The organism is Acanthopleuribacter pedis (assembly GCF_017377855.1).
Taxonomy (GTDB): Bacteria; Acidobacteriota; Holophagae; order Acanthopleuribacterales; family Acanthopleuribacteraceae; genus Acanthopleuribacter; species Acanthopleuribacter pedis.
Genome location: NZ_JAFREP010000029.1, coordinates 1 through 11681 on the forward strand (window position 1 = coordinate 1; position 11681 = coordinate 11681).

Sequence of the window (11681 nt, forward strand, 5' to 3'; positions counted from 1 at the left end):
CGCCGACAATAGGTCGCAACGCCCCTCGGGTCGTTGCGCGGATGGAAACTGCCAGCATGCTGACCGTTTGGCCGGGCGTAAAGTCGCAACGCCCCTCGGGTCGTTGCGCGGATGGAAACGCGAGCTACTGGGCCACGGCAACCGAGAACGCCGAGTCGCAACGCCCCTCGGGTCGTTGCGCGGATGGAAACAGAACGATAAACGAGGTGTCGCATGGTAGCCCGTCGCAACGCCCCTCGGGTCGTTGCGCGGATGGAAACACAACGGGAAGGATAGGGCGTCCTTGTGGACGGTCGCAACGCCCCTCGGGTCGTTGCGCGGATGGAAACCTTCCTGCCGAAAGACGTGGAGGACCCGGACGATGTCGCAACGCCCCTCGGGTCGTTGCGCGGATGGAAACGGCGCGAACGTCGCGGCACGACTCCGCAAGGGGTCGCAACGCCCCTCGGGTCGTTGCGCGGATGGAAACCTCGGTTTTGTAGGCTGACGGCCCATGGATGTGGTCGCAACGCCCCTCGGGTCGTTGCGCGGATGGAAACAGGTCGACTTGTGATCCCGTGGCTTCCTTCTGGTCGCAACGCCCCTCGGGTCGTTGCGCGGATGGAAACCAGCGCGGCCTCGGCGCACCGTGGGCACAGTTCGTCGCAACGCCCCTCGGGTCGTTGCGCGGATGGAAACCGTGTTTTCGTAGGGGATCGATTCGAAAGCGGGTCGCAACGCCCCTCGGGTCGTTGCGCGGATGGAAACTTACGGCGATTCAGGGGTGGACGCCACCGGCGCGTCGCAACGCCCCTCGGGTCGTTGCGCGGATGGAAACCAGTCTCAATGTTACCCGTAACCATTCCACCGGTCGCAACGCCCCTCGGGTCGTTGCGCGGATGGAAACGAAGAAGCTCGCGCCGCGCCGTTCCCTTTGGTTGTCGCAACGGCCCTCGGGTCGTTGCGCGGATGGAAACCCGCTGACCACTCTGCCAGGTGGCTTCAGTCAGTCGCAACGCCCCTCGGGTCGATCCGTGGATGGTAAGGCGTCAATTTTGGGCTCCGGGACGGTGTATGATGTCGCAACGCCCCTCGGGGTGTCGCGCGGATTGAGCGCCTCTTTTTGGGCAAGCGAGGAATCCTATGAACATCATTGATTTGAGAAGTGATACCGTCACCCGACCTACCGAAGCGATGCGCGCCGCCATGGCCGCGGCCGAGGTGGGGGACGACGTTTACGGCGACGACCCCACCGTGTTGCGCCTCCAGCACCATCTGGCCGAACTGGCCGGCAAGGAAGCCGGTCTATTTTTGCCCAGCGGCACCCAATCCAACCTCACCGCTTTAATGGCTCATTGCGGCCGCGGCGATGAGGCATTGGTCGGCGCCAAGGCCCACGCCTATTGGTACGAGGGCGGCGGCATGGCCGTGTTGGGCAGCATCCAGCCGCAGCCCGTCGCCCAGCACGCCGACGGCACCCTCGATTTAGCCCTCGCGGAAAAACTGGTAAAACCCGACGATGTCCACCACGGCGTCACCAAGTTGCTCTGTCTCGAAAATACCTGGTTCGGCCGCGTGATGCCGGAGGCTTATCCCGACCAGGCCCGTGCCTTTTGTGACCGCCACGGCTTGGGCCTGCACCTCGACGGTGCCCGCCTCTTCAACGCCGCCGTCCAGCAGAAGCGCCCACTCGCCGATTTGACCGCCGCCTTCGACAGCGTTTCGCTTTGCCTGTCCAAGGGACTGGGGGCACCCGTCGGTTCCGTGCTGGTTGGTTCCAAAGATCTGATCAAACGCGCCCATCGCTGGCGCAAGGTGCTCGGTGGCGGCATGCGCCAGGCCGGGGTTCTGGCCGCGGCCGGTCTGCACGCCTTGGCGCACCATGTCGACCGACTTGCCGAGGATCATCACCACGCTGAATTATTGGCCGAGGGCTTGGGGCGTTTACCGGGGATGACCGTCGACACCGTTGCCACCAACATGGTTTTTGTGCGCCCCGCTCCAGCCGAACCTGGCCGGCTGCAAAGGTTTATGCGCGAACGCGGGATTTTGATCGGCGAGAGCAACCCGCTGCGGCTGGTGCTCCACCTGGATATCCAACGCGGCGATATCGAACCCGTTATCGCCGCGTTTGCCGCCTTCCAACAATCACAGCAAGGCTGATCCCACCCATAACGTGAACCATTCAATCAAAATGAAAGCACGGTGTTTCATTTTGATTGAATGGGCTGTTTCGTTGACCACCAAAAAATTCGGAAAGGCCTTTGAACCATTGGGTTTATGGCTTTGGTATGCGAATTGGAATGACCGCCGCCGAGAACATCGTTCGTCCTCATGGGACGAAACCATGCGGAGGTTTCCATGGCCATGCTTTCACCCATCATCGACGGGGTTGTCATCCCCGCCGTCGCGGCGCTGCCGGCCACAACCCGCGACCTGATCCCAGGCCGCCCGCCCCGATAGGAGGAACCATGCCGACACGGATGCCCGCCCTGTTCGTTTCCCACGGCGCCCCGACGCTCCCGTTCGAAAACAATGCCTCGCGTGCGTTTCTCAGCGAGCTGGGCCGAACCCTCGCGCGCCCGCGTGCGATCCTCGTCGTCTCGGCGCACTGGCAAACCCGTGCACCGCGAGTCACCACCATCGCGCGACCCGAGACCATCCACGACTTCTACGGTTTCCCCCAATCCCTTTACGATGTGCGTTACCCGGCACCGGGCGCGCCTGTACTTGCCGAAACCGTGATCGGCCTGCTCAACACGCGCGATTTCCAAGCCCGCGCCGATGGGACCCGGGGTCTCGATCACGGCGCCTGGTCGCCCTTAATGCTGATGTTCCCGGCGGCGGATATCCCCACCATCCAGCTCTCGCTCCAATTGGGTCAGGGCCCGCACCACCATTTCGCCCTCGGCCGCGCCTTGGCCCCACTGCGCGAGCAGGGCGTCCTGATCCTGGCCAGTGGCGGCGCGGTCCACAACCTCGCCGTCTGGCAAAAAGACTGTACGGCGGTTCCCGCGCCGGCGCGCCGCTTCGAATCCTGGCTGGTCGACCAAGTCGAAGGAAACAACCGCGAAGCCCTGCTTCAATTCCGAACCCACCCGGACGCGGCCTGGGCGCACCCAACCGACGAACACCTGCTCCCATTATTCGTGGCGATGGGCGCGGGCGGTCAAGGCCAAACCCACCACCGCGCCTTCCTCCACAACGGCCTGGCCATGACCGCCTTCGCATTCACGGAACCAGGCACGGGGTTCAGGTGAAGGAACGAGGCCAAAGTCGCGTCCGCGGATGTGAAGTCCACAAAAAGCATTTTCTCGTGCCTCCCACTGGATGGCGGTTGTTTCTAATAACCTGAATTTTTTGTGGTGTTTAGGTATTGTAAAGGTCGAGAGAGGCGACGCTTTTTACTTTTCGAGACGCCTGATTTAGCCATGTTTTCCCGGCCGAAGCGTTTGAGTAAGTCATGATCGAGAGCGAATCGAAAAATCTTCGCGGGGGTAAACAGTTCGTTATCTGGTAACGCGAGAACGATGGAAGCGTACTTCATGAAACCTTCCTACCGTTACAACTGGATAACCACGGCGGTGGCATTATCGGAAGCCTTGGCATCCTTGGCTTTCATCATGAACTGCTCCGCTTGACGTTCCGGCATTCGCGTCGCATCGGCCAGGATGGCACATACGCGAATCGGTCCGAGCGTTTCGTATAACCCATCGGAGCAGATCAAAAAAGTGTCCCCGGGAGCACAGGGTTCACAACCTTGCTCGGGAAGGAGTCCCTCCATGCCAACATGCCGCGTGAGCCGACGGCCAAACTGAGCAAGCTGATCTGCGCTATCGGGCCGGCCACTTGCTCGGATCAGTTCGCGGTAATTTTGGTCCTTGGTAAGGCGTGTTATCTGACCACCTCTTAACCGGTAAATCCGGGTATCGCCCACATGAATCCAATGGAACGCATGCCGGTAAAACACGCCGCCACTAAAGGTAGACCCCATACCCGCGTACGCCACATTACATTCGATGTGCCGGAGCACTTCTTCATTCGCTTGGGCGAGCGCTCGGGCGAGGATACATCGCATCAGCGGTTCATTGCCGGTGTTCGGGCGTTGACCCCACGCTCGTGGCCATGACCAGTTTCGCGCGTGAGCATGCAGCATCCATTTCGCGAAATGCTCCACGGTTGTTTTTGCCGCGAACGCACCATGTGCATGCCCGCCCATACCGTCAGCGACGGCAAAGATACGGGGTTCAGAAAGGCAAAGTGCGACATCTTCATTCTTCTGTCGGTTTCCAACGAACGAGGCCCAACCGGCATGAAGCGTAAGTTCGGGTGGGGTCCAGGTCTTGATTTTCGGGAGTAAGCGATGAAAGGGGGTCATAAACTAAAGTTCTCGATCTATGAACCTAAGAAGCGCTGACGCGGTGATTTTAGCTAAACCTCTGGACTACAACGGTCTGTGAAAATGCTCACCGCACCCGGCGGGTGCGGTCGGGCGCGACCCCGGCTCGCTTTTTCCCAGACCATTTCGCTCCAGATCTTTTGCCAAAATCCCTCGCTTCAGCGCCTCTTAGGTTGAAGTGTGGGGTCCGTGGTCAGTCCGGTTCATGACGGCTATTTCGTAGGAGGTGGAATAACCAGAATCAGACCGACCACGGGTAAAGCGCGCTTTATGGCACTCAGGCCTCCAGACAGGGCACAGGCTCGTCCCCCTCCGGTGTGGTTACTTTGCGCCAAGTACTTTGCTAACGAGCTGAAACACACCTGTTCCGGGAATTTGCTTCAGCGCAATTACTAACAAACGCTTGTGTGCACCGTATCGGGCGTAACAATAAAAATTTAAATACATATTCACCAAATACAAAAGAACAGCATGTCGGTCTTGAGTAACGCTTTGGATCTTTGTGCCTTGTGTCGCAAAGGTCATGAATACGGTGTTCGAAGCGCACACCATGAAAAAGACCGTTTCACAAAAACATCAGGGAAAACCGGAGGCATGGTATGATCTCACGAAAAATTACGTTCCGGCACAAATGAGAGGGTTTTTGCATTGGGGAGCCGGACGATATTTTTTTATGCGCCTTCGCCATTTTAGCGTTTCGACAGCGGCAAGCGCATGGCTATCAATAATTTACTGAATACCTGGGGTTTCCGTCTCAAAGAGTGTTGTCCTCGTGGCCCAGATGGGCTGACCGGTACAGAGGGTGTACCGAATTCGGCAACGTGAAGCTTCAGGGATGAAAGGCAACGCAGATGAAATTACGACGGGTTTTATTGGTCCTCTGCCCTTTCTTTGTTTGGAACAACGTTTTTGCACAACCGGAATTTGAGGTAAACGAGCCACGCCCGTATACGACCGGAATGGAAATCGCGCGGAAGTACGGAGCCAAGGTTGCACATGGGTACTTCAATGACTGCCACGAGCAGACCAGCAACGATATGTGCTTTTACGGGGTTGCCTATACCTGGTACATGATGGGTGAGCACGATAAGTCGATTGAAATGGTGAAGTACATGTTAGCAAACACGACGTTACCAGATAATATCGCAGGTCACTGCTGGGCACTTATGGGGGGGAACCTCATCTACTTGCGCAAGTTTGAACAAGCCCAAGAACCGCTCCTGAAAGCACTAGAGTTTTACAAAAAGGCGAATCAACCGGTAAACCAATTTCGGGTTCTCGTGCAACTCGGAAATGGCAAACTTCGTTCAGGAAAACTAGAAGCGGCGGACGCCTATTTCGAACGTGCTGTTTTAGTTGGGATTTCAGAGGAAATGAGTCGTGAGTACTTGTACAGTCTCCGTGCGATTTCAGCGTATACTCGTGGAAACGTTGAAATGGCCATAAGCTATGCCGAGCTTTCCTATGCGGAGTATGAGCGGATTAAAAATTACCGTGGAATGATTGATGCCAAATCCTATATCGGGTTTTACCTGTATGAACTTGGCCGTGAAGAGGAAGCAAAAACCTTCCTTCAGCAAGCAAACCAAATGACCGAAGACTACCAGACTGGACCCGTCACTTGGACCGTACTGGTGAATGCGTATATAAACAAATGTGAAGAACCGGAAAACACTCGAAAACTAATTGACGCCAAACTCAAGGGCGAAAAAGGTACCTTCCTCCTCCGATTTAAACATCTCATCGAGTCGAAGGAATGCCCCTAGTGGAAAAAAAGGAGCCGAGACATGACCACTATTTCAGGCGGTGGGTTACCATCGCTTAACCTTCAGCAGCTTTATCAGTCATCCCCAGCAGGAAACAGTGCAAACCTGAATGAGAGCCAAGCCCTTTTAGCCTCAGAAGGCGACAGTGTCAATTTGAGTACCGCTGGGGTTGCCCTTGCCTATGAGAGTGGAACGTCGACACCCACCACGTACGACGATCCTTTCCCAGGTGACCATCCACCACCGCCGAAAGAAGACGCCTAAAAATCAGGAATAAAAGCTTTCTCAAGAGAGTCAGGGGTCACTATTTCCAGTTCTCCAGTTCCTTGGTCGCCGCTTTCCATCCTTTCTTGGGTGACACTGAGGTCGAGCTGGGCATAGAGAGGCATGATCTTTTGTTCCAAGCGCAATTGATCGCAACCGTTTTCTTCTGGGGTGAGAAAGGTCAAACGACCCACACCAAACGCCAGTACAAGGAGTGCGGCTGAAACCAGGAGCATGGACCCGAACCTACTTTTTGGCGCAGGCGGGGCGGAAGGCGCCTGGGGTTGTGCTTCCTTCAGAGAACCGGGCGACAACAGGAGTCTTCCAGAAGCATGGGCGTCGGTGCGTTTTTGTGGTGGACGTACCGGAACAACTTCTGTGCCCTCTTGAATCACCGGCAGGAATCGATTTGCTTCAGGTGACAAGCCCCGTTGGAGCAGGTACCGGTCATAAGTAAAGCCGGTATGGGGCTGAGGCGACACTGGTATCGCTGGAACATCCACCGTGTGGCCTCGTCGTTTTTGCGCGGAGCGACGGAACTCAGAAACATCTCTTTGGATCATGGCAGGAAGGGAACAAGCAGCCCTCAATCGATCAACGAGTGCCTTTTTGAGTCGGTCCGGCGCTGTGGTGGCCGGGATGAGTGGAGAGGTTCCCAGCGCCCATTCGAGCATGGCGTTAAACGCGCCCGTGGGAATGATGGTGAACCAATCTCGTTTCTGGAAGGGCGCATCAAACTCGAAGTTCTCCTTATGAGCGTGAAGCATTCGGGTAACCAGCCCAAATTCTTCAGCAGAAATCCCGAATGAACCGAACTGATCCGGTTGATGGAGCGGCGTGAACACCACCGTTACGAGAGATAGTAACCCGATACGGAGTAAGTGCTCACCTAATGCGATCTTAAAAATCACCCCGGAAAAGGCGTCATAGGGGCGCCCGTTCCGACCGACGACCGTTCGTATGCGAATACAATCCCCTAACGGACCATACTCGCGGCGCATTTGATTTCGGTAGGCAGACTCCATTTGCCCTGGCCGCCGTTTATAGCCATTGAAGGAATGATTTTTGGCCAGGTTCGCTAAGCTCCTTCGTTGCCGTTGAACGCGCTCAGGTAAACCAACGCGAGCCGCTTGAACAAAGGTATACACTTTTCGATTCTGAAGCTGCAAAATGATGTAAATGAGTTGTGGGTTGTGTTTCATGAAGCGAACCAGTGGTACTGGAAATAGTGAAAGAATCAATTGAGCGTACCATGAGATGATGGGAGCGTCCGCGGGTGAACGTCGGTCTTGAGAGGAAAAGTTGGTCTCGGGATGGAAGTCGTAGGAAATTTGAGCACCGCGTCGTGTGAGAAAACCCGGTCCTGGTTTTGAGTTTATTAGCGTCTTGTCTGCAATATGCATGATATAACGTTCTTGAAGTAAACAAGAAAAGGAGCGTTGTGCCTCGGCAGTCTTGGCATGTTTCTGCAAGACCGACTTATCGTTTCGGGGAGAAACTGCCTTGATGTGGCCGCGTGTTCGGGCTGAACGGAGTGGACCCGAACATGCCGCGGAAAGAGAACAGGACCCCATTGGGCTTAGTGCTTCACTCTTGCGCTCGCATGAGGAAATCCATCTGGAATTTCTGCGATCCCAAGCTCAAAATCCAAGTGCGGTACCCGGTCTTGGAATAATTGATGAAGACCTACTTGTGTGACTTGGCGTGAGGGAAAAATTCTTTACAAAAGGGGTATAGCGCCATTGTAGCGTAGCGAGTCCATAGATAGACCTCGATAGCATTTTGGGCCGAAAGATTCTGGGGGGTGATCTTTTGGCCATGTTTTTTGGTTTTATTCCCTTAGGTTTTATCGTGTTTTCGAAGTTTTTTTTGTATTGTTGGTCAAATTGTCTGGCACAAATTGTCACTATCCTGTTCAAGAGAACCCCACATGAACCGTGACCCCTCATTTTGACCATTTTTTCTGCCATCTGAACAAAACGCCACGGCTTGGGCCTGCACCGCGACGGTGCCCGCCTCTTCAATGCGGCTGTCCAACAGAAGCGCCCGCTCGCCGATTTGACCCTTCGACAGCGTTTCGCTTTGCCTGTCCAAGGGACTGGGGGCACCCGTCGGTTCCGTGCTGGTTGGTTCCAAAGATCTGATCAAACGCGCCCATCGCCGGCGCAAGGTGCTCGGTGGCGGCATGCGCCAAGTCGGGGTTCTGGCCGCGGCCGGTCTGGACGCCTTGGCGCACCACGTTGACCGACTTGCCGCGAGTCACCACCATCGCGCGACCCGAGACCATCCACGACTTTTACGGTTTCCCCCAATCACTTTACGATGTGCGTTACCCGGCACCGGGCGCGCCTGAACTTGCGGAAACCGTGATCGGCCTGCTCAATAAAAACGATTTCCAAGCCCGCGCCGACAAGACCCGGGGTTTCGATCACGGCGCTTGGTCGCCTTTGATGCTGATGTTCGCGGCGGCGGATATCCCCACCATCCAGCTCTCGCTCAAATTGGGCCAGGGCCCGCACCACCATTTCGCCCTCGGTCGCGCCTTGGCCCCACCGCGCGAGCAGGGCGTCCTGATCCTGGCCAGTGGCGGCGCGGTCCACAACCTCGCGGTCTGGCAAAAAGACCGTACTCCGTTCCCGCGCCGGCGCGCCGCTTCGAATCCTGGCTGGTCGACCAAGTCGAAGGAAACAACCGCGAAGCCCTGCTCCATTTCCGAACCCACCCGGACGCGGCCTGGGCGCACCCAACCGACGAACACCTGCTCCCCATATTCGTGGCGATGGGCGCGGGCGGCCAAGGCCAAACCTACCACCGCGCTTTCCTCCACAACGGCCTGGCCATGACCGCCTTCGCATTCGCGGAACCAGGCACGGGGTTCAGGCGAAGGAACGAAGCCAAAAACCCGTCCGCGGATGTGAAGCAAACATAAAAACCCGGGACATCGGCGAATTTTGTAAGTGGTTTAAATTGAGCTGTTTGTGATAAACTAGCGAAAATTCGCTAGTTTTCAAAGGTGCCAAAAACAGACATCTGCGAAATCGGCCCCTTAACACCCTGGGAATAAGTGTGTTAAAAAGGCTGCAGTCGCAACGGCCTTCGGGTCGTTGCGCGGATGGAAACAGTGGTACCTGTACGACGAACAGAACAAGCTGAGTCGCAACGGCCTTCGGGTCGTTGCGCGGATGGAAACTTCGACCACAGTTGATCCCCTTTCGAGTTGTGGTCGCAACGGCCTTCGGGTCGTTGCGCGGATGGAAACATCCATGCTACACCCCCACCACCTGATTGACGAGTCGCAACGGCCTTCGGGTCGTTGCGCGGATGGAAACCAAGCTACTGGAATTGAACCCGATGGTGGTTTGTCGCAACGGCCTTCGGGTCGTTGCGCGGATGGAAACGGACGCTTACGTTATCCCGGTAAGCAGCGATGGTCGCAACGGCCTTCGGGTCGTTGCGCGGATGGAAACTTAAACCTCGATAGACAAGGTGGTCCCGATCACGTCGCAACGGCCTTCGGGTCGTTGCGCGGATGGAAACATCAGGAAAGGGCACCGACCTGATTACGGCTGGTCGCAACGGCCTTCGGGTCGTTGCGCGGATGGAAACTCTGTTAGTCGACGAGGTTCTAATGCCTGGCAGTCGCAACGGCCTTCGGGTCGTTGCGCGGATGGAAACCCGCGCCCTGAACCGGGATCGTTCCGTAAGGGGGTCGCAACGGCCTTCGGGTCGTTGCGCGGATGGAAACGTAAAGCTCCTGCCCCATTGCATCCATTCGATCGGTCGCAACGGCCTTCGGGTCGTTGCGCGGATGGAAACATTGTCGAGTTGAAAAGGCGTTCGATTCGCCCGTCGCAACGGCCTTCGGGTCGTTGCGCGGATGGAAACATTGTCGAGTTGAAAAGGCGTTCGATTCGCCCGTCGCAACGGCCTTCGGGTCGTTGCGCGGATGGAAACATCCCAATGCAGTGGCGAAAGTATACGGCCCTGGGTCGCAACGGCCTTCGGGTCGTTGCGCGGATGGAAACAGGCAATACGTGATTACGGGGGTACCTGGAAATTGTCGCAACGGCCTTCGGGTCGTTGCGCGGATGGAAACTTTGATGTGTTCAAGGGCGGTTTTGTGGATTTCGTCGCAACGGCCTTCGGATCGTTGCGCGGATGGAAACATCTACATCGATCCAGACGAGGTCGAAAACTGGTCGCAACGGCCTTCGGGTCGTAGCGCGGATGGAAACGTGTCCCGAACCTTCGAAGCCGAGGCCCTGAAGGTCGCAACGGCCTTCGGGTCGTAGCGCGGATTGAAAGGTTCGGCCGACCAACAGTGGGCTCTTTTTCGAAGTCACAACCGCCTCCGGGTCGTTGCGCCGATAGCGCTGTTTTTTGGCGCAGGGCCGCCCGCGGCCCTGCAGGGATCACCCAGTTTGCAACTCTCGTTGGATGCCCCGACCCTTTGCCTTTTAGAAGGGTAGGGGGCCCTCTTTGAGGCGTTGCTGCAGGCGGTTCAAATACCAGCTATTCCCTTTTTTGAAGAAGGCCAACAACTTTTGGTGGGCTTCCGTTTCATTAAAGCCGCTCATGATCACGCTGACCTTGGTTTTGCCCGCGCCCACTTCTTCCAAGCGCAGGCTGGAAGGGATTTCCTTGAGCGTGTCCCCAAAGCCGGTATTGGCGGGGGATTGGATGTTGCGCGCGGTGTAATGCCAACCCGGCTTAAGCGCCGTGAATTGGACCTTGATGTTGTTGGGATCGTCGCGTTTGGCGTTGGCATCGTAGCTGGTTTCCATGATCCCACCCTCGCGCAAATCAACCCAGGCAACCGGCGTGATCCAACTTTCGATGCCCTCTTTCGACGTGAACAACCGCCACACCGCTTCGCGCTCGGCCGTCACCACGATCTCATGGCGGATCTGGGTCAGGCCGTTTTTGGTTTCGGTAAATTCCGCAACCTCCGTCTGAAAAAGCAGCAGCACGAATACAAGCATGGGACACTCCTTATGGCGGGTCTGGTCATCGCAAAGACGCTTTGCACGGTCTCTTGCGTCCATCTTCATGTGTAGGGGTCGGGTTGATTATAACCCGCATTTCTCACAAGGAATTCTGCTACGAAGCCGAAAGCCATGCGATTACGAGGGGGCGGCCATCCGCATTACTCGGTCGAGTCGCCTTCGCCGTAGCGCTGCTACGCCGAAAGGTCGGACCCCTGTGCCGTCTCTCGGTCGTAATCTTCGTACTCACAAGGCTTTCTGCTTCTCGCGACGAATCCTTGTGAGAAA

9 protein-coding genes, 1 pseudogene and 2 CRISPR repeat arrays are annotated in these 11681 nt (G+C 56.7%); of the genes and pseudogenes, 6 read left to right on the plus strand and 4 right to left on the minus strand.

Going from position 1 to position 11681, the window contains the following annotated elements; genetic code table 11:
- Positions 1–12: 12 nt before the first annotated feature.
- Positions 13–1095: direct repeats of the CRISPR family, unit length 37 nt; unit sequence GTCGCAACGCCCCTCGGGTCGTTGCGCGGATGGAAAC.
- 27 nt (positions 1096–1122) lie between these two features.
- Positions 1123–2142 (plus strand): low-specificity L-threonine aldolase, encoded by a 1020-nt coding sequence (ltaE, locus tag J3U88_RS25670; RefSeq protein ID WP_207861866.1) that lies wholly within the window; start codon positions 1123–1125, stop codon positions 2140–2142.
- A gap of 308 nt (positions 2143–2450) precedes the next feature.
- Positions 2451–3239: a DODA-type extradiol aromatic ring-opening family dioxygenase gene (locus J3U88_RS25675; RefSeq protein WP_207861867.1), complete on the plus strand. Its 789-nt coding sequence runs from the start codon at positions 2451–2453 to the stop codon at positions 3237–3239.
- 83 nt (positions 3240–3322) lie between these two features.
- Here the strand turns inward: J3U88_RS25675 and J3U88_RS25680 are convergent, their stop codons facing one another.
- A complete protein-coding gene (locus tag J3U88_RS25680) occupies positions 3323–3526 on the minus strand; it encodes a hypothetical protein (protein WP_207861868.1) in 204 nt (67 codons plus the stop codon).
- Between the two features lie 15 nt (positions 3527–3541).
- Positions 3542–4357: a PP2C family protein-serine/threonine phosphatase gene (locus tag J3U88_RS25685; protein ID WP_207861869.1), complete on the minus strand. Its 816-nt coding sequence runs from the start codon at positions 4355–4357 to the stop codon at positions 3542–3544.
- A gap of 872 nt (positions 4358–5229) precedes the next feature.
- On the opposite strand from J3U88_RS25685, the gene J3U88_RS25690 reads away from it, so the two are divergent.
- Together J3U88_RS25690 and J3U88_RS25695 are read left to right on the plus strand one after the other, a co-directional pair.
- Positions 5230–6144: a hypothetical protein gene (locus J3U88_RS25690; RefSeq protein ID WP_207861870.1), complete on the plus strand. Its 915-nt coding sequence runs from the start codon at positions 5230–5232 to the stop codon at positions 6142–6144.
- A 21-nt stretch (positions 6145–6165) separates the two neighbouring features.
- A complete protein-coding gene (locus J3U88_RS25695) occupies positions 6166–6408 on the plus strand; it encodes a hypothetical protein (protein WP_207861871.1) in 243 nt (80 codons plus the stop codon).
- On the opposite strand, the gene J3U88_RS25700 is transcribed toward J3U88_RS25695, so the two are convergent.
- Complete coding sequence (locus J3U88_RS25700; protein ID WP_207861872.1) at positions 6405–7880, minus strand: hypothetical protein; 1476 nt, start codon at positions 7878–7880, stop codon at positions 6405–6407. The two genes, J3U88_RS25695 and J3U88_RS25700, sit on opposite strands and share 4 nt — an antisense overlap.
- 505 nt (positions 7881–8385) lie before the next feature.
- Between J3U88_RS25700 and J3U88_RS35425 the strand changes: the two are divergent.
- Both J3U88_RS35425 and J3U88_RS25710 read left to right on the plus strand, forming a co-directional pair.
- Positions 8386–8683: pseudogene (locus tag J3U88_RS35425) on the plus strand (beta-eliminating lyase-related protein); the annotation flags it as partial.
- Positions 8684–8732: 49 nt separating this feature from the next.
- The gene (locus J3U88_RS25710; protein WP_423842084.1) at positions 8733–9251 is read left to right on the plus strand and encodes a DODA-type extradiol aromatic ring-opening family dioxygenase; all 519 of its coding nucleotides are present in this window, start codon (positions 8733–8735) and stop codon (positions 9249–9251) included.
- 240 nt (positions 9252–9491) lie between these two features.
- Positions 9492–10713: a CRISPR direct-repeat array (repeat unit 37 nt; unit sequence GTCGCAACGGCCTTCGGGTCGTTGCGCGGATGGAAAC).
- Positions 10714–10865: 152 nt separating this feature from the next.
- Here the strand turns inward: J3U88_RS25710 and J3U88_RS25715 are convergent.
- Positions 10866–11390, minus strand: coding sequence for an SRPBCC family protein (locus J3U88_RS25715; RefSeq protein ID WP_207861874.1), 525 nt, complete (start codon positions 11388–11390; stop codon positions 10866–10868).
- Positions 11391–11681 lie beyond the last annotated feature (291 nt).